At 59.3% G+C, this 18,949-nt stretch carries 19 protein-coding genes; 6 read left to right on the top strand and 13 right to left on the bottom strand.

The features are described 5' to 3' along the window. The first annotated feature begins 19 nt into the window (after positions 1 to 19). Complete coding sequence (locus tag GZH91_RS04600; RefSeq protein WP_147071168.1) at positions 20 to 682, top strand: cupin domain-containing protein; 663 nt, start codon at positions 20 to 22, stop codon at positions 680 to 682. A gap of 32 nt (positions 683 to 714) precedes the next feature. On the opposite strand, the gene GZH91_RS04605 is transcribed toward GZH91_RS04600, so the two are convergent. Further along, positions 715 to 1,098 carry a tetratricopeptide repeat protein gene (locus tag GZH91_RS04605; protein ID WP_147071166.1) on the bottom strand — a complete coding sequence of 128 codons (384 nt, stop codon included), beginning with the start codon at positions 1,096 to 1,098 and terminating at the stop codon, positions 715 to 717. A 102-nt stretch (positions 1,099 to 1,200) separates the two neighbouring features. On the opposite strand from GZH91_RS04605, the gene GZH91_RS04610 reads away from it, so the two are divergent. Further along, entirely contained in the window at positions 1,201 to 1,746 is a 546-nt protein-coding gene (locus tag GZH91_RS04610) for a YaeQ family protein (protein WP_147071164.1), read from the top strand. A 30-nt stretch (positions 1,747 to 1,776) separates the two neighbouring features. Then, positions 1,777 to 2,223, top strand: a complete 447-nt coding sequence (locus GZH91_RS04615) for a YaiI/YqxD family protein (RefSeq protein WP_147071162.1) — start codon at positions 1,777 to 1,779, stop codon at positions 2,221 to 2,223. 173 nt (positions 2,224 to 2,396) lie between these two features. Here GZH91_RS04615 and GZH91_RS04620 read toward each other — a convergent pair whose 3' ends face one another. Continuing rightward, positions 2,397 to 2,801, bottom strand: coding sequence for a DUF4870 family protein (locus tag GZH91_RS04620; RefSeq protein ID WP_147071161.1), 405 nt, complete (start codon positions 2,799 to 2,801; stop codon positions 2,397 to 2,399). 237 nt (positions 2,802 to 3,038) lie between these two features. On the opposite strand from GZH91_RS04620, the gene rlmM reads away from it, so the two are divergent. Together rlmM and GZH91_RS04630 are read left to right on the top strand one after the other, a co-directional pair. Continuing rightward, a complete protein-coding gene (gene rlmM / locus GZH91_RS04625; RefSeq protein ID WP_198415399.1) occupies positions 3,039 to 4,109 on the top strand; it encodes a 23S rRNA (cytidine(2498)-2'-O)-methyltransferase RlmM in 1,071 nt (356 codons plus the stop codon). A gap of 550 nt (positions 4,110 to 4,659) precedes the next feature. Next, positions 4,660 to 5,304, top strand: a complete 645-nt coding sequence (locus GZH91_RS04630; RefSeq protein ID WP_147071159.1) for a DUF1003 domain-containing protein — start codon at positions 4,660 to 4,662, stop codon at positions 5,302 to 5,304. A 230-nt stretch (positions 5,305 to 5,534) separates the two neighbouring features. Here the strand turns inward: GZH91_RS04630 and GZH91_RS04635 are convergent, their stop codons facing one another. The 11 genes from GZH91_RS04635 to GZH91_RS04690 form a co-directional block, all read right to left on the bottom strand. Beyond that, complete coding sequence (locus GZH91_RS04635) at positions 5,535 to 6,542, bottom strand: substrate-binding domain-containing protein (RefSeq protein WP_147071157.1); 1,008 nt, start codon at positions 6,540 to 6,542, stop codon at positions 5,535 to 5,537. Between the two features lie 21 nt (positions 6,543 to 6,563). Then, entirely contained in the window at positions 6,564 to 7,361 is a 798-nt protein-coding gene (tetH, locus tag GZH91_RS04640) for a thiosulfate dehydrogenase (protein WP_147071155.1), read from the bottom strand. 564 nt (positions 7,362 to 7,925) lie between these two features. Beyond that, positions 7,926 to 8,177: a hypothetical protein gene (locus tag GZH91_RS04650; protein WP_161984170.1), complete on the bottom strand. Its 252-nt coding sequence runs from the start codon at positions 8,175 to 8,177 to the stop codon at positions 7,926 to 7,928. A gap of 129 nt (positions 8,178 to 8,306) precedes the next feature. Next, positions 8,307 to 8,504: a CsbD family protein gene (locus GZH91_RS04655; protein WP_147071151.1), complete on the bottom strand. Its 198-nt coding sequence runs from the start codon at positions 8,502 to 8,504 to the stop codon at positions 8,307 to 8,309. 580 nt (positions 8,505 to 9,084) lie between these two features. After that, the gene (locus GZH91_RS04660) at positions 9,085 to 10,563 is read right to left on the bottom strand and encodes an efflux transporter outer membrane subunit (protein WP_147071149.1); all 1,479 of its coding nucleotides are present in this window, start codon (positions 10,561 to 10,563) and stop codon (positions 9,085 to 9,087) included. Then, positions 10,560 to 13,673 (bottom strand): efflux RND transporter permease subunit, encoded by a 3,114-nt coding sequence (locus GZH91_RS04665; RefSeq protein WP_147071147.1) that lies wholly within the window; start codon positions 13,671 to 13,673, stop codon positions 10,560 to 10,562. The genes GZH91_RS04660 and GZH91_RS04665 overlap by 4 nt, the downstream gene beginning before the upstream one ends. Next, positions 13,670 to 14,791 (bottom strand): efflux RND transporter periplasmic adaptor subunit, encoded by a 1,122-nt coding sequence (locus GZH91_RS04670; protein ID WP_147071145.1) that lies wholly within the window; start codon positions 14,789 to 14,791, stop codon positions 13,670 to 13,672. Before GZH91_RS04670 ends, GZH91_RS04665 begins: the two co-directional genes overlap by 4 nt. A 20-nt stretch (positions 14,792 to 14,811) precedes the next feature. After that, on the bottom strand, positions 14,812 to 15,309 hold the full coding sequence (locus GZH91_RS04675; RefSeq protein WP_198415400.1) for a MarR family transcriptional regulator: 498 nt from the start codon (positions 15,307 to 15,309) through the stop codon (positions 14,812 to 14,814). A gap of 173 nt (positions 15,310 to 15,482) precedes the next feature. Then, complete coding sequence (locus GZH91_RS04680) at positions 15,483 to 16,307, bottom strand: metallophosphoesterase family protein (protein WP_147071141.1); 825 nt, start codon at positions 16,305 to 16,307, stop codon at positions 15,483 to 15,485. A 12-nt stretch (positions 16,308 to 16,319) separates the two neighbouring features. Then, positions 16,320 to 17,234 (bottom strand): diacylglycerol/lipid kinase family protein, encoded by a 915-nt coding sequence (locus tag GZH91_RS04685; protein WP_147071139.1) that lies wholly within the window; start codon positions 17,232 to 17,234, stop codon positions 16,320 to 16,322. Between the two features lie 15 nt (positions 17,235 to 17,249). Then, on the bottom strand, positions 17,250 to 17,948 hold the full coding sequence (locus GZH91_RS04690; protein ID WP_147071137.1) for a phosphatase PAP2 family protein: 699 nt from the start codon (positions 17,946 to 17,948) through the stop codon (positions 17,250 to 17,252). A 461-nt stretch (positions 17,949 to 18,409) separates the two neighbouring features. Here GZH91_RS04690 and GZH91_RS04695 point away from each other — a divergent pair, with 461 nt between their 5' ends. Beyond that, on the top strand, positions 18,410 to 18,934 hold the full coding sequence (locus GZH91_RS04695) for a c-type cytochrome (RefSeq protein ID WP_161984171.1): 525 nt from the start codon (positions 18,410 to 18,412) through the stop codon (positions 18,932 to 18,934). Positions 18,935 to 18,949 lie beyond the last annotated feature (15 nt).

The raw sequence follows: 18,949 nt of genomic DNA on the forward strand, positions 1-18,949 counted from the left end.
CACAGGCCCAGGAAACACCATGATGATCAACGCAGACCACAGCCAGCGCGCACTGGTTGACCCCGCCCAACTGCGCTGGGTGGATTCGCCGCTGCCCGGTGTGGCGCGCCGCATGCTGGAGCGCAACGGCGCGGAAGCGGCGCGCGCCACTTCGGTTGTGCGCTATCAGCCGGGCGCCGGATTTGACGCGCATACCCATCCGCAGGGTGAGGAAATCCTGGTGCTGGAGGGCATCTTCGAGGATGAATACGGCGTCTATCCGGCAGGCACTTATCTGAAAAATCCGCCGGGTTCGGCGCACCGTCCGTTCAGCAGCAGCGGTTGTACTTTGTTTGTGAAACTGCGCTACATGCAGCCGGACGACACGCAGCGCGTAGTCATCAACACCCATGAAGCGCAGTGGCTGCCGGGGCTGGTGGACGGGCTGCAGGTGCTGCCGCTGTCCGCATTCGGCGGCGAGCATACCGCGCTGGTGCGCTGGCAGCCCGGCACGCGCTTTCAGCCGCACCGGCATTATGGCGGCGAGGAAATTCTGGTGCTGGATGGCGTGTTTCAGGATGAGTTTGGCGATTACGGTCAGGGGATGTGGCTGCGCAGCCCGCATCTGAGCGTGCATCAGCCATTCAGCGAGCCGGGTTGCACCATCCTGGTCAAGATAGGGCACCTGGACGTCGCGACTTAGCACCTGCGCACGAACCGCCGCGCGCCCCTGTTTCAATGCCTGTGTGAATCGGTGCCGAGCGCGTTGATTGCCGCAAGCTGTTCCGGTGCGGCCTCGCGCTGGATCGCCGCCATGCCCTGTTTGGCACGCTCGTCGCCGTGCGCGGCGGCAAGGCTGAATAACGCGTAGGCATGCACCAGGTTTTTCGGCAGACCCACACCACGGTAGAACATCAATCCCAGGTTGAACTGCGCCTGACGGTCGCCCTGATCGGCCGCTGCGCCGTACCATTTGGCGGCCTCCATATAATCCTGCGGTGCGTCCTTGCCCTCGAAATACAGCACGCCGAGGTTGTATTGCGCGGTCACATCGCCGCCCTGCGCGGCTTCGAGCAATTTTTTCAGCTGCCCATAACCGGCGAGTTCGATAATATCCATGTGTATTCCTTGTGTTGGGCGAATTTTACCCGGATGCGCTCGCACGGGTGCGCATCCGGGGCTAAACTGTCGCGCTCACGCCACCCTGATACCCCCTAGCCCATGGCACTCAAAGCAACCATCTTCAAAGCCGACCTGCAAATCGCCGATATGGACCGGCACTATTATGCCAGCCACGCGCTGACCCTTGCGCGCCATCCGTCGGAAACCGACGAGCGCATGATGGTGCGCCTGCTGGCATTCGCCCGCCACGCGCATGAATATCTGGCGTTTGCCAAAGGCATCTCCGAAGCGGACGAGCCTGACGCCTGGCAGAAGGATTTGACCGGCGCGATTGAACTGTGGATAGACGTGGGGCTGCCTGATGAAAAACGCATCCTCAAAGCCAGCGGCCGTGCCGCCCAGGTGGCGATATACAGCTATGGCGGCCACGGCGCCAACCTGTGGTGGGCTGCCATCAGCCCCAGACTCGCGCGGCTGAAAAACCTGACCGTGATCAATCTGCCATTGCCCGTCACCCAGGCGCTGGCCAAACTGGCGCAACGCAACATGCAGCTCAGTTGCACGATAGAAGATGGCGCAATCTGGCTGTCCAGCGACACCGAAACGGTGCCGGTGGAATTTGTCGTACTGCAGGCGCCGGTCTAAAGATGCGCCATTGATTGCCGGGATTCGGTCATGCACATCTGGGTAGATGCCGACGCCTGCCCGGGCGTCATCAGGGATATCCTGTTCCGTGCCGCAGAGCGGGCGCACATTTCCATGACATTGGTGGCCAACCAGCTGTTGCGCACGCCGCCTTCGCCGTATATCCGCGCGCTGCAGGTAGCCAGGGGTTTTGACGTGGCGGATAACGAGATCGTGCAGCGGCTGCAAGCGGGCGACCTGGTGATTACCGCGGATATTCCACTGGCGGCGGACGTCATTGAAAAAGGCGGCCATGCGCTCAACCCCAGAGGCGAGTTTTACAGCAAGGAAACGATCCGGGCTTTACTCACCATGCGCAACTTCATGGACGCGTTGCGCGGCAGCGGCGTACAGACAGACGGCCCGGCGGCCTTTTCAAATAGTGACCGGCAGGCGTTTGCCAATCAGCTGGATCGATTTCTGACCCGTCTGGCGTGAGTCTGGAAACGGCATTAACGGAGCACGGGGAGAAGCAGGAAGGCAAAAGGAAAAAAGCAAAAATGGAAAGACAAAAACCAAGTCCAGAGAGGCGTCTTGAATTTTGCATTGCAGTTTCCTCCGTGCTCTCCGTGACCGTGGTTAACTGTTTTTCGAAGAGAGGTCATTACCCGCTACAACGGCATCGCCAGTTTGTCGTTAAGCCGCAGCCAGCCGCGTGCCACGCGGTATAGCACCCATAATCCGGCGATGGAGACGACCGCAATCGCCAGCGGAATGCCGATCAGCGTAAACACCAGCAGCCACGCCACCACTACCCACAGCAAGGCGAACCAGAAAGTGCGGATCTGCCAGCGGAAATGCGATTCCAGATAAGTGCCGCGTGCCTCGCCGCGCTTGATATAGTTGAGCACCACCGCCAGGATCGACGGCCAGCCGGTGAGGAAGGCAGTAACGATGAGCATGGGGCTGAGCAAACCCGTGACCACGGTGAACGCATGCAGACCATAAATCACGTGGGTGATCGTCACCAGGCCATCCGCCGGCAACTTGCCGGCTTCAATATTGTTTTCTGTCACGCTGGCCTCCTGCAACTGGACTGATTGGGATGGGTCAGTATAGCGCCCGCGCGGCGCCTTGCGCGTTTTACCAGCATCAGGGGTGCCATGCAACCGCTTCCCCGGCGCGCCATGCAGCCGGTTATACTGACAGGCATGGCGCCGTGCAATTGGCCTTGTTGCATACAGCGCAACCCATCGCAGCGGCGATTTACCCCGTCAGACAAAATACCCCGTTAATCGAATAAAGGAATTCCAATGAGCAGCATGAATGCACTGCTACTCTACTGTCGCGCCGGGTTCGAAAAAGAATGCGCGGGCGAAATCATGGCCTGGGCGACCGAGCTGGGCGTACATGGCTACGTCAGAGCCGCCGAGCAAACCGGCTGGGTCCTGTTCCAGGCTGAAACGCAGGATGAGATCACGCTGATTACCAGCGAGCTACCCTTTACCCGCCTCATTTTTGCGCGCCAGTGGGTGCAAGTCGCGGCGCTGATTCAGGGCATGCCTGAGGGCGACCGCCTTACCGCAGTCAAGGCCGCCGTGAGCCAGCTTGCGCCACGCTATTCTGAAATCCGGGTGGAAACCCCCGACACCGATGTCGCCAAAACGCGTCTGGGATTTTGTGGGCGTTTCACCCGTCCGCTCACCGCGGCGCTGGAAAAAACCCGCCAGTTGGTTCCCGGCGCGAGCGCGCCGCGCCTGCATGTGTGTTTTGTGGCCGACGATGCGGCTTATGTGGGCATCTCCGATCCGGCCAATTCCGCGCCGTGGTTCATGGGTATCCCGCGCGTGCGCGTCGGGCGCGATGCACCGAGCCGCTCCGCCGGCAAGCTGGCGGAAGCACTGATGGTGTTTCTCGACGGCAGCAACGCGCATGAACTCAAGGCCGGAATGCGCGCTGTCGACCTGGGCGCCTCGCCCGGCGGCTGGGCGTGGGTGCTGGCGCAAAAAGGCATCCGCGTCACCGCCGTGGATAACGGTCCGATGGCTGCAGCGGCGATGGCCACCGAAATGGTCGAGCACATGCGCGGCGACGGCTTCACCTACCGGCCGCATCATCCGGTGAACTGGCTGGTGTGCGACATGGTGGAAAGCCCGTCGCGCATTGCCCAGCTGGTGGCGGAATGGATCGCGCGCGGCCATGCCCGCCACGCCATTTTCAATCTCAAACTGCCGATGAAAAAACGCCTGGAAGAAGTGCGCCGCTGCGAAGAAATTATCGCCAAACGGCTGGAGCGCGAAGATATGAGCTACACTTTGCAGATCAAACAGCTGTATCACGACCGCGAGGAAGTGACGCTATGTTTGATGCGTGACAAGGCGTGAAACCAACCCCCCTGTTTAGTCTATTCAATCCCCTGTTGCCGGGAATACATCTAGTCACATCCATGTAACTGAAACAAGCGGAGGTGTGCATGACGGCATTGCGCAAAAATCGACCCGATACAGCGCAGAAACAACGTATGGTGGGGGTCGCGTCAGCGCTCGGCTTCCCTCGATCGCGCGCTCGAGTGGCGGCGTCTGTTTACCGAGGTTTGGGGCACCTTTCTGCTGGTCATGGTTGCTGCCGGTGGCGGGCGCTGAGTGCCGGACTGGTGAACACGATTCTCGGCACCGCCTCAGGAGCGCGCAACACCGGCACCAACGGCGCCATCGCGGTGGGCGGCTAGCTTGCCCTGGCAGGGGCTTGGGCGGCGCCGATCAGTGGCGCCCTGATGAACCCGGTGCGCTTCCTGGCGCCGCACCTGGTGCGTGGCGACTTCGGCACCACCTGGATCGGTCGGGCCGGATCCGGGCGCGCTGATCGGGCAAGTGGGCTGTAATGAACTTGCGATGACCAGGCTACATGCAATGCTGAAAGGAGCTTGACAGACCGATGAATTCCAAACCTTCTAAACCTTCTAAACCCGTATCACCTTCACATAGCCATGACAAATTATCCGAAGCTGGACTGGACCAGATCAACGAGAACATCGGCGCCATTTCAGCGTTCTACGCGCGCGAAAAACAAAAGATCAGTCCGTCGCAACGGTTCCTGGAGAACATTAGCCATTTTGTCGGACAGCCGCTTTATTTCGGTTCGATCCTGCTGTTTGTTTCAGCCTGGATTTTGGCCAATGTATTTGCGCGCCAACTCGGGTTGGTGGAATTTGACGAACCTCCATTTCTTTGGCTGCAAGGTACGGTCAGTTTGGGTGCGTTGTTGACAACAACAGTGGTTGCGATCAAGCAAAATCGCATGGCCAAGATGGAGGAACAGCGCGCGCACCTGGATCTACAGGTCAATCTGCTGACCGAACAGAAAAGTACCAAAATCATTGACCTGCTGGAAGAACTGAGACGCGATCTGCCCATGGTCAAAAACCGCTATGATCCTGAAGCGGAAGCATTCCAGGAATCGACCGACCCACATCTGGTTCTCGCGGCGCTGGATGAACAGGGAGTGTCGGCGGAGCAGCCACAGGATACGGGAGAGGCTAAAACCGATGTTGAGCGGAATAAACCTGGAAAGAACAGTTAACCATGGGGAAAAAACAAGGAAGGCAAAAATCAAGCCCGGCGCTGTTGGCAAGCCATGGATTTAGCTCGCGCCTGACCCGCTGTGGGAAAATGCCGATTCGGCCCCCTTGGGCACCCGATAGCATGACTCGGCAGCTTCAACCTGAAAAATCGCCAGAACACAAAATATGACCCCTTGATTCAATATGGGCCGGATGTGTTGTGTCTGGTGTTGCAGCTGCCCTGCTGCACTCACCTGGCCGCGCTATAGGCCCTGAACCCGTAACGCTCGAAAATAGCCCGTGCCGTGGGTGAACGCAAGAACCCCACCCATTCCTTGCCAGCCTCGGGATGCGCTGCGCCTTTGACCACTGCCGAAGCGTAAATCGCAGTCGTATTCTGGTCAGCCGGAATCGCTATATTGCTGATCGGGTGGCCAACCTGCTCTTGGAAAATCGCCTCCGATTTCCAGGTCACGCCGGCATCGGCCAGGCCCTGCATCAGGAACAGCGGCGTCTGACGGTGGTGGACATGGGTCAGGATGGTCTGGCCGTCCTTGACCTTGTCCTCATACACGCTTTTTTCCAGTGCAGCACCGCCCGCCTTGGCCAGCGAGGCCTTGATTTGCCGGGCCACACCTTCCCACTCCGGGTTGGGCATGGACAGGCGCACGCCAGGCTTGCCCAGATCGGTCAGGCCGGTGATATGCGCCGGGTTGTTCTTTGGAATCATGATGGCCAGATCGTTGGTCACGTAGGGCACGGCCGCACCGGTCAGGATACCGTCGGCGATCGCGGCCCGGATCTTTTTCAGCCCGGCCGCATACACATCGGGCTTGACCGTCCAGGTCATGTTGCCCACGGTAATGGTGCCACCTGCATGCATCTGCTTGAGCAGAATGCCCGGCGGCAGGGTTTCGAAATAGATGCGCCCCTGGTATTGCGGGTGTTCCTGCTCGAACGCAGCCACCAGCGGCGCCATTGCGAAGTAGTAGTTGCCGGCGACGAAAATCACCAGTTTTGGATTATTCAGATTGCCGTGGAAATCCGCCAGGACGTTGACCTCGGGCACGGTGAACTGCAGCCCCTTGATGGTCGCCGGTGCGTTGGCGCCCTGCTGCCAGGGTGGAAAAATCTCCCCTTTATACTGGGGCGGCTGCACCTTGCCGCCCCAGCCGGCAGTCGTAGCGCAGGCAGGTAACACAAAGAGCAGTGCTGCACCCAGCGCAGCAGAGAGGGTATGTTTGGCGGCTGGTTTCATCGTTGCCTCCTCGGGATTGGCTTACGTGGCGTAATGATAGCCGGCGTTTTGCAATTCCACCAGCGTGCCGACAACGCCCGGGGTGAGAATCACACCCGGAATCAAATGGTTGGTGAACTCGGCGGCCATCTGCTCGTGGCTCAGGTGGTCGGGGTTCACGCCCTTATTGTGCAGATCCATGGTCACCTCCCAGATTTCGTTGTGGCAGGCCAGGAATACCACGCCGCGCTTTTGCAGCACGGTGATGCTGTTGTCGTACGGAGAGAATACACCCTTGGTGTTTTCGTAATCGGCGGGATTAGCCTTCGATCCGAGTGGGGCAGCCAGAAATGTGTTGGTCTTGAACTTGTCCTTGCTGAGTTTGGCGAAACCGTATTTGTCCCAGATCATTTCGTCATACAGCGCCAGATGTGCACTGCCGTGGGTAGCCGAAACTGCCAGAAAGTCCGGGTGCCTGAACGCCCATATCTGTGCATTCATCGCGTTACGCATCAGATTCAGCCACGGACCTGCCAGGTCGGTATTGTCCCAAACCTGCTTGGGACCTCCGGTGTACTGCAGCACTTCGTTGAATGCCTTGCTGTCCCATTGATGCGGCGCGTTCAGTATCATCGGCACCGTCTTGAAATCGCGCCGGCGCGGCAATACAGCCAGGCGCTGGTTCAGCGCCTGCAGGGTCTTGGCGCCCGGCGCCAGCAGATTCGCGGCCTGGACGCGCGAACCTGCGGCGCGTGCCACGCCCAGACTCAGGCTGGCGATGCCTAGACCCAGTAATGTACTACGCAGCACATCGCGCCGGCTGAAATGCTTTTGATCCATGAACGGGTCTCCTTAATTGATTGTTTGATTGGATGCTGCGATGCTGGCGATGGGTAAAAAATCATACGGAATCCGGAAAGCTTGCATGCTGTTTCATCATCGGCGTGGAGCAGCCCCTATTTCGCCATGGCGGGGGTCACCCGCCATACGATGTTGCCAACGTCATCGGCGACAAGCAGCGCGCCCATACGGTCGACTGCCACGCCAACCGGACGGCCTAGCGCATCACCGTGCGCACTGACAAAGCCGGTGAGTACATCCTCAGGTGTCCAGACAGGGTACCTTGGCGAACGGCAGTCCTCGGTGTCGCGCCCGCAGGCCAGCCTTTGGCCGGGGCTATATTGACGGTGGGCAATAATGTGGGGTGCGGCGTCGGTAGCGTCGGATGGGGACCGACGCCCGCCTGTTCCGGCAATGTCGCCACTTCACCACAGGCGCCAAGATTCAGTATTAACAGGCAGACGAGCAGGCGATGAATGGCGCATTTTGCATCTCCAGTTGGGAGGTGAAGAGCAATTATTGAAGACACAAATTGTCACGCTGAACGCGTTACTCCCGAACGGCTTACGTCCATCGCGGCCTGTTCTGCTGCATGAATTTCTTTTTTTCCAGTGCGCGCTTCCTCGCTGAGCGTTGTTCAACAGCATCGCCACCCATTGCCTCAGGAACCGTGCGCTGCCCCGCAATGGAAGCTTTGCTCGCCCCTTTGGGGCAGCCTGCCGCGCCTGTCATACCGGGTGCCGTGGCGAATGAGATGGTCAGAGCCAATGCCACGAATTTGGATTTCATGATCGGTATTTGGACTTTTTGATCCATGGCAGATATATGCTTTCTGTGGGTTTTGGCCACACTCATGCATGTGGCCAAAACCCTGGCCTGAGAAGCTCGAACTCTTCGATGCATCGAAAGGATAGGCATTGCCAAAACAACGGGCCTTAAATCAAATCAGCGCTTGTGTGAGGCTTTTTTTGTTCCATCCTTGATGGCTTCCCTGGCGTCGCCTACACTTTTTTGCATCTTGCCAGACACTTGTTTTTTAAGTCCTTTGGCTTGCTGCTCCTTGCTTCCAATCAGTTTGCCTGTCTCTTGCTGAGTTTTGCCGACGCCGTCCTTGATCGTACCCTTGATTTGATCTTTGTTCATGATTGGAACTCCTAATGAAAATTAAAAATCCATTCAACGGTGATGAATTACGCATATTGAACATATTGCTGCCCACTGTTTTTCACCAACAGAATTGGCCGAAAGCCACTTAATTCCTATTTCGAAAACACAGCAAGCGTTGTCAAGATAGAACGAATATCGGCACGGCTCCGTGCGTTAGCGTACGTAAATGAGGAATTTAATAAGACTGCAGCATGAAAACAGACGGATGGCTGGTGACACACCGCGTTTGTGCCATTCCCGGTAGCCAGATATTCCCCGTTGTTTACGGATACAGCTTCGCCTTGGGGGCGATAAACGCAACGGTGTTGTGGGCGTGCTGGGCCTGCGTGGATTGCGCAGGCGCAAGACAATTAGGGTCATTCCATGCGCCTGTCCCTGATGGTGTCGTCAAGCGCGATGCGTTCCCGGACCGCCTGTTTCTGGTTGTCCGACAGCAAAATTCACTGATCCACTTCGGTGCTGGTGCGGTCGCATGCCCCGGCATACCGGATCGCCCAGGGTGGTCGAGCAGTAGCCGATACGGCGCGAGTCTGGGCGCGATGCGCCACCCATTACTTCAGGAACCGGTCTTGATCGCGGCTTTATCCGCAGCCTCGGGGTTTTGCCACCAGCCGCCGCCCAGCGCGGTGAACAGCGCGGCGCTGTCCTGGTAGCGCTGCGCCTGGGCCTGCACCAGAGCGATGCGCGTCTGTTGCTCCTGGCGCTGGGCGCTGAGCAGGTCGAGATAGCTGGCTTTGCCGGCCTTGTAGCGCAGGTTGACCAGATTGCTGGCCTGGCTCGCGTATTGGGCCGACTGCTGCTGAATGCGCAGGCTGTCGGCATCATTCTCCAACGCGCGCAACACATCGGCTACCTGGGCAAACGAGGTGATCAGGGTTTGCTTGTAGTTGGCCAGCGCCTCCCGGTAGGCGGCTTCGGCCTGACGTTTTTGCGCTCTGAGCGTGCCGCCGTCGAACAGCGGTTGCGACAGGTTGGCGGCGAGTGTCCACAGGCTGTTGGCGGAGTCGAACAGGCTGGCCAGCTTGAGGCTGTTCTGACCGTAGCTGGCGTTGAGCGTGAAACGCGGATACAGCGCGGCGGTGGCGACGCCGACCTGGGCGTTGGCGGCTTTCAATTGCGCCTCGGCGGCGAGGATGTCGGGGCGCTGGCGCACCAGTTCGGAGGGCAGGCTCAACGGCAGTGCGGCGGGCAGGCGGAAATCCGCCAGGCGAATTTCCGGCAAGTCTGCCATTGCCGGCGGCCTGCCCAGGTAGGTGGCGAGCAGGTGGCTGGCCTGGCTCAGACGCTGTTGCAGCGACGGCAACGTGGCCTCGCTGGCGGCCAGTTGCGACTGCAGGCTGAGCACGTCGGAATAGGGCACCAGGCCGGCTTGGTATTGGCGCCCGACCAGGCTTTGCTGAGACTGCTGAGTGCGGATGATGCCCTGGGTGGCTGCGATCTGGGCAGCCAGCGAGGCGCGCAGGAACGCGGCGTTGATGACGTTGGCGGTCAGCGTGAGCTGCGCCGCGCGCAACTGCATGCGCTGGTTCTCGAGGTTGGCCTGTTCGCGTTCCAGCGTGCGGCGCGAGTAACCGAAGAAATCCAGCGCATAGCTCACCCCGACGGAACCCGTGTAGAGGTTGAATATCGTGCTGCTGGCCATGGTGCCGAAGCGCACCGCGGGAGTTCGCTGCCGCTGCGCGCCCAGGCTGCCGGTGAGTTGCGGATAGAGCGCGCCGTAATCCGCTTCCAGCACTTCCTGCGCCTGGGTCAGACGGGCGCGCGCGGCCTCCAGCGTGAGGTTGCTGGCAAGGGCTTCTTTTACCAGACTGTCCAGCGCCGGCGACTGGAACAGCCGCCACCAGTCGGCGCTGATTTTCGCACCGGCGCTGAAGCTTTGCGCCACGCCAGCGGCAGACCCGGTTTGCGTTGGCTGGGCGGCGCGGGTGTAGCGCGGCACATCGGGTGCCTTGGCTTGCATGAAGTCGGGGCCGGCCGCGCAGCCGGACAGGCCGGTCAGCAGCAGTGCAGCGTTAAGTGCGTTGCGTGCTTTCATGCTGCCGGCTCCAGGTCTTTTTCTTCCTCGAAATGTATTTTGGGCGGGATGGTACGGAAGCCCAGCTTGTCCGCCAGTCCGGTAATCAGCATGTAAAACACTGGCGTCACCAGCAGGCTGAAGACGGTGCTGAACAGCAGCCCGCCCACCACCGCCCAGCCCAGCGGCTGACGGGTTTGTGCGCCGGCGCCGGTCGCCAGCGCCAGCGGCAGGCTGCCGGCCATCATCGCCAGAGAGGTCATGATGATGGGGCGGAAGCGGATGCGCCCGGCCTCGACTGCGGCAAAGATCAGATCCTTGCCGGCGGCACGCAGCTGGTTGGCGTATTCCACCATCAGGATGCCGTTTTTGGTGACCAGGCCGATCAGCAGAATAATGCCGATTTCGCTGAACAGGTTGAGGCTCTGCTGCGCCAGCATCAGGGTCAGCAGGGCGCCGGTCAACGCCAGCGGCACCGACAGCAGGATGGTGAGCGGATGCACCCAGCTTTCAAACTGCGCCGCCAGCACCAGGTAGATAAAGATCAGCGCGACCGCAAAGGTGACATACAGCGAGCCGGAGGTTTCCACATAATCGCGGCTTTGTCCGGTGAGCGCAGTCTGATAACCGTCCGGTAGGATTTTGTTGGCCTCCTGTTGCAAGCCATCCAGCGCGGTCGACAGCGGCAGGAACGGCAACAGGCTGGCGCTCAGGGTAAACGAGCGCTGCAGATTGTAGTGGTAGAGGGTGTCCGGGCCGTAACTGTGGCTCACCTTGACCAGGTCGGATATGGGCACCTGCTCGTTGTTGGCAGCGCGCACGTAGAGGCCGTTGATGGCGTCCGGCGTGGCCCGGTATTTCGGTTCCAGCTGCGCGATCACCTGGTAGTTTTTGTTGTTCATGATGAAATCGCTGGCGTGCGTGCCGCCAATCGCGGTTTGCAGGGTTTGCGCCAGCGCACCCACGCTGATGCCGCGATCCGCCGCCTGGCGGCGATGGAAGTCCACCTCGAGCTGCGGCGTGTGGTCGGTCAGATCGCTTTGCACGTTGACCATGCCCGGCGTGGCCCTGGCCTTGTCCAGCAACTGCTGATTTAACTTAGCCAGCGTGTTGAAGTCCGCCCCCTGCACCACGAACTGCACGTCCTGTGCGGTGGCCGCACCGTTCAGCGACGGGGGGTTGATCGGAAAAGCCAGCGCGCCGGAGATTTTCATCAATGGCGGAAACAGATGTTTCACTACATCCATCTGGCTCTGGCTGCGCTTGTCGAAATCCTGCAGGCGCGCGAACACAATCGCATTGCGCGGCGAAGCCGGCCCGCCCACCGGCAGGCCGGCGGCGGCGAAGTATTGCTTGACCGCGGGTTGCGCCTTGAACGCCGCCTCGACCTGACGCAGGTAGTGCGAGGTGTAGAACAGATTGGAGCCTTCAGGTGCCTTGACCACCGCCAGGATCAGACCCTGGTCTTCAACCGGCACGAAGGTCCTGGGCGAAAAGAAATACAGCGTGCCCAGGAGTGCCAGATTGACCAGCATGAAAATGCCCACCGACTTGCGGTGATGGGTGGCCCAGTTGGCGGTTTTTGCATAACGCGCGCGGGCGCCTTCGATCAGGCGCTCGGTATAGACAAACAGGCCCCAGCTGGCGTGGGATACCCGCAGGAAACGCGAGCACAGCATCGGCGTCAGGGTCAGGGCGATGAGCCCGGACAGGCCCACGGCAATCGCCACGGTAATGGCGAATTCGTGGAACAGCTTGCCGATATTGCCCTGCATCAGCGACAGCGGGATGAAAATCGCGATCAGCGTGGCGGTGGTGGCCAGCACCGGAAAGCCGATTTCGCGCGCGCCGTTGATGGCGGCGACGCGGCGCGATTCGCCCAGCTCCTGGCGCCGATAGATGTTTTCCAGCACAATGATGGCATCGTCCACCACCAGGCCGATCGCCAGCACCAGCGAAAACAAGGTCAGCACGTTGATGGAAAAGCCCAGCGCCCACATGCCGGCAAAGGCGCCGACGATGGACACCGGAATCGCCACCACCGGAATGATGGTGGCGCGGAAAGTGCGCAGGAACAGCAGCACCACCAGCACCACCAGGCCAAAGGCAATGAACAGCGTAATGCTGACTTCGTGGATGGAATCGCGGATGTATTGCGTTTTGTCCACGGCCACGTTCAGGGTCACGCCGTGGGGGAGCGCGGCGCGAATGCCGGGCAGCGCCTGGTATACCAGCGTCGATACATCCAGGGTATTGGCCTTGCTTTGCGGCACGATGCCCACCCCCACCACGCGCTCGCCGTTAAAGCGGGCGAACGAGCTGTAGCTGCTGGCGCCCAGTTGCACCCAGCCCACATCGCGGATGCGCACCGGCACACCGTTCACCTCGCGCACCACCAGGTCGGCATATTGCCTGGGGTCGGCCATCTGGCCGTTGGCGATGACGTTGAAGAACAGCGCGTCGGATTTGATCTGTCCCGCGGGCAACTGCACGTTATTCTGTTGCAGCGCGGTCACCACGTCGTTCACGGTCAGCCCGTACGCGGCGAGCTTTTTCGGGTTGAGCCAGGCGCGCATCGCCCACTCCTGGTAGCCGCCGATAATCACGTTGCCTACCCCGGACAAAATCTCGGTACGCTGCTTGACTACCCGGTCGGCCAGCTGGCTGAGTTGTTCCGGCGAATAATTCTTGCCCTGCAACACCAGCCAGATGATGGGCTGGGAATCGGCGCTGACCTTGGTAATCACCGGGCGGTTGACGTTGGCGTTGTTGGGCAGCTGGTTGATGACCTTGTTCACCGCGTTGGTCACGTCCTGGGTAGCGGCGTCGACATTGCGGCTGCTTTCGAATTCCACGGTAATCGCGCTGGTGCCGAACGAGCTTTGCGAGGTGATGGCGCGGATGCCGTCGATGCCGTTGAGTCCTTCTTCCAGCGGGTTGGTGATGGTGCTCTCCACCGTCTGCGGGCTGGCGCCGATGTAAGTGGTGGTGACCGACACCACCGGGTTGCTGACGTCCGGGTATTGGCGCACCGGCAGGCCGAAATAGGCGGCCAGCCCGGTGAGCAGGATGATGAGGCTGATGACCGATGCAAAGACCGGCCGGCTGATCGAGGTATCGGAGAGCTTCATGCACCGCCGCCCATCTCTGCCGGATCGCTCAGGTCAAGGCGCGGGTTATGAATCGGCTGATAAGGCTTGATGACGAGCCTGGCCTTGGGATGCATTTTTTGCAGCCCGGTCGCGATCACGCGCTCACCGGGCTGGAGACCGGCGGTCACCTGCACCGAGTTGGTCTGATACTGGCCGAGGCTGATGTCGCGCAAAGTCGCATTGCCGCCGGCGTCCACCACCCATATCTTGCGCGCTACGCCTTCCGCCACCACCGCCTGTTGCGGCACAAACAGCGCCTGCGCTATGGTGCCGGTGTGCAGGCGCACATTGGCAAACATGCCGGGTTTAAGCTTCTGGCCGGGGTTGGCTACGTTGGCGCGGACTGCTATCGAGCGCGAACCGGTGTTGAGCGCCGGGTTCAGCGCCACCACCTTGCCGCTGAAATCGCCCTTCACCCCGTCCACGCTGAAATGTACGGTCTGGCCATTGCGCACATGTGCCAGCTCGCTTTGCGGCAGGCTGAAATCGAGATACAGCGGGTCGAGGCTTTGCAGCGTCACCAGCGTGGTGCCGGGGGCCACGTAACTGCCCAGGCTGACCAGGCGGATGCCCAGTGTGCCGGCGAACGGCGCGCGCAGCGTGGCGTAGTCGAGATTGGCGCGCACCTGCGCCAGATTGGCCTCGGCCGTGCGCACCGCGGCCGCATCGCTTTCCACCTGCTGTGCCGACAGCGCCCCGCTGTCGGCGATTTGCTGGTCGCGCGCGTAGATTTGCCGAGCGTTGGTGAGTGCCGATTGCGCGGCCATGAGCTGCGCGCGCAGCACCGCGTCATCCAGCCGCGCCAGCACCATGCCTTTTTTCACCAATGCACCCTGCTGGATATTCAGTTCCACCAGCTTGCCGCCGATCTGCGGCGCGATGGGTGTGGATTGCGGGCTGGTCAAGCTGCCCACCGCGGCCAGGGTCTGCTGCAACGGGGCAACCCTTACCTCGGCCACTTCGACTGCGACCGGTGCCAGCATCGGGTTGAATGCCGCCTTTTGCTCACCCTTGCAGCCCGCCAGCAGCGCAACAGGAATCAGCAACAGGCCAGCCCAGCGGCGTGCGGGGAAGGGTGAAGGGGGGTTAAGCGACATGGTGTTTTCCGTTGAGGAAATTAGTTGGACAAGGCTGCCAGCAGCTTGCGCTGCATGGCTTCCATCTGGTCTTTTTCCGCAGCATCAAAGCTTTGCCAGAGTTTTTCATACAGCGCCCATTGCCGGGGCAATATCGTTTCGACCAGCCTGGTGCCGGACTTAGTCAAGGTGAGAATGATCTTGCGCCGGTCGCTCTGGCAGCCCTGGCGGCTCACCCAGCCCTTGCTGACCATCTCGTCCGCCAGCCGGGTGATATGGGTGCGCGACGACACGGTCACGTGGCTCAGATCGCTCGGGTAAATGAAATGCTCCGGGCTGGAATACATCATGATCAGCGCCGTCCACATCGAATCATTGATGCCGTAGGGTTGCAGGTTGTGGTTGATGGTTTCCTGCAGGCGCTTGAATACCATGTAGTACAGCCGCGACAGCACCACTTCCTGGCGCGGCTGTCCTGGCACCCGGCTGGAAACTTCATCGAGGCGCGACTCGAATTCTTTCAGGCATTGTGTGACCACGAAGATGATTTTCTGAGTGATGGTAACGGAGCGGAAAGTAACGCAGGTTACTATTTTGTGTCAATGATTGTTCTGAAAAAGCGAATGAGTCTGGAAAAAACACTTAACCACAGGGAAAACAAGCAGGTAAAAGGCAAAGATCAGGCCCATGGAGCCGCCGTCCTGATCATCGGTCAGTCCTTTGTTGCAGAATCTCGCGACCATCCTCTGGCGCTGCGTTGAAACGATTCGGTGGTAAAAACGCTAAAAGCGCCCAGTTCCGGCGCCCAGGCAAAACGCTTGATGCTGATGTGCGGAGAATTTACCTGGATGACATTAAAGGAATTGGATTCCCCCCTGCTCCGGGTCGATGTCGCGGTACCTGCCTGCACGACGAGGGCGGCGTAGCCGCTGATTGCATAACGGGCAGCGGTGTTTCCCGCGTGACTGACATGCAGGTGACCGGCAAGCAGCATGTCTGCGCCATGACTGGCGAACATCTTCATTGCCATCGGTGCACGTCCAACAACCTCTGTATCAGCGTAATCGGCGGGCAAATCAAACGGATGGTGCGTCACAATGATTTTGGTGATGTGGGCGCCCAATGTGGAGAGCCGCGCCTGTACGCGCGCGATCTGGCGTTCATTGACGCGTCCGTTTTTAAAGGTCAGTGAGCGTGCGGAGTTGATACCCAGGACGGCAATTTCATCATCGACATAAAACGGTTCGAGATCGTGCGTGATATAGCGCCGATATTTGTCGAGCGGTCGAGTAAAACGGTCAAAAATATTATGCAGCGGCACATCATGATTGCCGGGTACGACGATCTGTGGCGACGGCAGGGAATCCAGAAAATGGCGTGCTTGCTTGAACTGCGCGCTGCGCGCGCGTTGCGTCAGATCGCCGGAAACCACCACGACATCGGGCTTGATCTGCGCAACCAGCTTGATTAAAGGCCCGATAAGCGCATCATCGACACGACCAAAATGGAGATCAGAGAGGTGAACGAGCGTGCGCATGATATTCTGCTTTTATCCACCATCCGGTTCATGGATTGGTGGCACGATGACGCGCAATGCTCCGGAACGCACGCGATAGCGTAGCGGAGTTTCCATCACGGTGACTTCGCCGTCAGTGGCAATGCGCATATGCGGGTGCCGTACCTCGATCAGGATTTCTTGAGCGCTGAGAGCATCGAAGTCTTTTGCCTGGCGCAATCGTCCGAATAGGGCGCGCAGGGCGAGCCGCAGCAACCCGAACCGTCCGCTACGTTGCGTCACATACAAACATAACTGCCCGGCATCAAGACATCTGCGTTCACCGATATTGAAGCCTTCCATCAGGTATTCATTGTTGCCGATGAAGACAAAGGGGGTGAGGCGCGCGTGTTCTTTTCCATTGGCAGTGACGCGCACGTTCAGAAACGGATAACGGCGTAATATCGTCACGGTTGCCCACACAAAAGCAGTCCACTTGCCGCGTCCCAACCGCTTCTGCTGATTTTCCCGATCTCGCACAATGCTGGGGTAAATTCCCAGGCTGGAATTATTCAGAAAGAAACGCTCGTTGACTTCGCCCACGTCAACCTTGATGGTATGTCCGGCGATGATATTGCGTATAGCCCCATCAAGGTCGAGCGGAATATGCAGGTCCTTGGCAAAGTGGTTGAGCGTTCCTAGCGGAAGGACGCCCAGGGCAGTGTCCGTTCCAATCAATGCCGACGCAACTGCATTGATCGTGCCGTCCCCGCCTCCGGCAACGATAGTCGAAGGTTTTTCGGCAATGGCGCGGTTTGCTGTGTCGATGATCGCGGCGCCGTCGCGCGCAAGCGTGACCTGCACATCAAGTCCGCCCGCACGAAATATTTCGGTCAGATTGTCTACCCAGTCTGTTGTATAGCCTGCACCGGCGCAGGCGTTGATGATGACGGCAATGGGGGCAGGCATGGGTTCTCGCATGAGTCAGGGCGTGCGGCGCTGCCGCAACGTATGCATGGCGGTAAGGCACAGCGCGAGCCAGGCAACGCCTTCGGCGCCAGCCGCCAGCACATCGCTCAGGTAGTGAACGCCTAAATAGATACGGCTCAACCCCACCAAGGCCACCAGCAGGATGGCCACCAGGACGACAACAGCGCGCCAGCGCCACATGCTTGTACGCGCGACCAGGAATGCGGCCAATACGCCATAGAACAGGGTCGCGCCGGCAACGTGTCCGCTGGGAAAACTGTAAGTGGTCAGGGTGATGATAGGATCGGTGAAGCCGGGGCGCGCGCGCTGGAATGCGAACTTCATGAGGACATTCAGGAGCATGCCGCCGGGCACAGTCAGGATCAAGGCAAGCAGCCAATAGCGTTGTTGTCTCCGTAGCAGAAAAAGGCCGAACAGGAGCGCATAAATACTTGTCGCCAGCATGCCTTGAAGGTTGCTGGCGATTAGCATGAAGCGGGTAAGCAGCGGCGTCGAATGCGTGTGAAACCACGCGGCCAGTTGGGCATCAACGCTGGTGAGCTGGCCACCGGACACGACGGCTTCGGCAATATCCCCGAACAGCCAACTTGCGCCCGCCAGCACCAGCACGCCCAGGGTGAGGTGCAACCCAAAAGAGCGATTCGGGAACAGGCGTGCTTTGACAAAGGCATTGAACGGCGTCGGATTTTTCATCACTGGCTGTATCCCGTGCAGTAATCGCGAATGACCTTGCACATCCCCGATTATGCCCTAATATGCAGGCCGCCAGGCACCTGATCGTTCCGCATGGATCGGAGCGCGCAAGGTCAGCTCATGACAGCCGGTTCCTGCTACAGATATTCCTGAAATCCGGCAAAAACAGGCCTGATCCGTTGCGGGTATTGTGCAGGATATCGTCTATATGCTGTTTTTTGTGGAGTGACTGAACTGGACTGTCAATTACTAATCTACTCACACATCGCCGCCGCTGCGCTAACGCAAACAGCGGGGCAGCATGCGTAAGACAAAAAACCGTCTTCATCATGCATGCATGTGCGTGTTCAGCATTGATTACACAGGTTTTGTTCCTGCATGGTAAGGCCAGTGTAAGGCTGGCTGTGCCATTATGCCTGGGTAACTTGATTGGCAAATGGATTTTAACGAAGGAATTGGATATGCCCAGCTTTAAGATTTGGTTAAAACGGATAAGCAATAAAGTAATCAGCGATAAATTCAGCATTTTCTCATTGCGCTTGCCGCTCATGTTTTTCACTTGTGTTGCACTGGCATCCTGTGGACATGCCGAGAAAGATACGCATGCCGGGCAGCCGCTTACCAAACGCAAACTCGTATTTAAACAAATGCTGCGCAATTTTGAACCCATGGGGCTGGTGGTGCGTGGGCGCAAGCCTTATGAGAAGGACCGGTTCCTGCAGTATGCAGTGGCACTGCAAACCTTGAGTACCCAACCCTGGAAATACTTCACGGCAGACAGCAATTACTCGCCGACCAGAGCGAAGCCCGTGGTTTGGCAAAAGCCGGCGGAATTCAAACAAGCGCAGCAGACTTTCATAGCGGCCTCAGCGCAGCTGGTCGAGGGTGCAAAAACAGGGAATATGGATGTGATTCGCGCGGATTACGGGAAGGTGACAGATAGCTGCCTGGCTTGCCATCGTGAATTCCGGGGCGGCCCGCGCTAGTGATTCCGCGCCAAT

Source organism: Sulfuriferula plumbiphila, from assembly GCF_009938015.1.
Classification (GTDB): domain Bacteria; phylum Pseudomonadota; class Gammaproteobacteria; order Burkholderiales; family Sulfuriferulaceae; genus Sulfuriferula; species Sulfuriferula plumbiphila.

Bases quoted from the DNA above. Each gene is read 5' to 3' on its own strand.
- GZH91_RS04600 (WP_147071168.1), top strand. From the start codon at position 20: ATGATGATCAACGCAGACCACAGCCAGCGCGCACTGGTTGACCCCGCC.
- GZH91_RS04605 (WP_147071166.1), bottom strand. From the start codon at position 1,098: ATGGATATTATCGAACTCGCCGGTTATGGGCAGCTGAAAAAATTGCTC.
- GZH91_RS04610 (WP_147071164.1), top strand. From the start codon at position 1,201: ATGGCACTCAAAGCAACCATCTTCAAAGCCGACCTGCAAATCGCCGAT.
- GZH91_RS04615 (WP_147071162.1), top strand. From the start codon at position 1,777: ATGCACATCTGGGTAGATGCCGACGCCTGCCCGGGCGTCATCAGGGAT.
- rlmM (WP_198415399.1), top strand. From the start codon at position 3,039: ATGAGCAGCATGAATGCACTGCTACTCTACTGTCGCGCCGGGTTCGAA.
- GZH91_RS04630 (WP_147071159.1), top strand. From the start codon at position 4,660: ATGAATTCCAAACCTTCTAAACCTTCTAAACCCGTATCACCTTCACAT.
- GZH91_RS04635 (WP_147071157.1), bottom strand. From the start codon at position 6,542: ATGAAACCAGCCGCCAAACATACCCTCTCTGCTGCGCTGGGTGCAGCA.
- tetH (WP_147071155.1), bottom strand. From the start codon at position 7,361: ATGGATCAAAAGCATTTCAGCCGGCGCGATGTGCTGCGTAGTACATTA.
- GZH91_RS04650 (WP_161984170.1), bottom strand. From the start codon at position 8,177: ATGGATCAAAAAGTCCAAATACCGATCATGAAATCCAAATTCGTGGCA.
- GZH91_RS04655 (WP_147071151.1), bottom strand. From the start codon at position 8,504: ATGAACAAAGATCAAATCAAGGGTACGATCAAGGACGGCGTCGGCAAA.
- GZH91_RS04660 (WP_147071149.1), bottom strand. From the start codon at position 10,563: ATGAAAGCACGCAACGCACTTAACGCTGCACTGCTGCTGACCGGCCTG.
- GZH91_RS04665 (WP_147071147.1), bottom strand. From the start codon at position 13,673: ATGAAGCTCTCCGATACCTCGATCAGCCGGCCGGTCTTTGCATCGGTC.
- GZH91_RS04670 (WP_147071145.1), bottom strand. From the start codon at position 14,791: ATGTCGCTTAACCCCCCTTCACCCTTCCCCGCACGCCGCTGGGCTGGC.
- GZH91_RS04680 (WP_147071141.1), bottom strand. From the start codon at position 16,307: ATGCGCACGCTCGTTCACCTCTCTGATCTCCATTTTGGTCGTGTCGAT.
- GZH91_RS04685 (WP_147071139.1), bottom strand. From the start codon at position 17,234: ATGCCTGCCCCCATTGCCGTCATCATCAACGCCTGCGCCGGTGCAGGC.
- GZH91_RS04690 (WP_147071137.1), bottom strand. From the start codon at position 17,948: ATGAAAAATCCGACGCCGTTCAATGCCTTTGTCAAAGCACGCCTGTTC.
- GZH91_RS04695 (WP_161984171.1), top strand. From the start codon at position 18,410: ATGCCCAGCTTTAAGATTTGGTTAAAACGGATAAGCAATAAAGTAATC.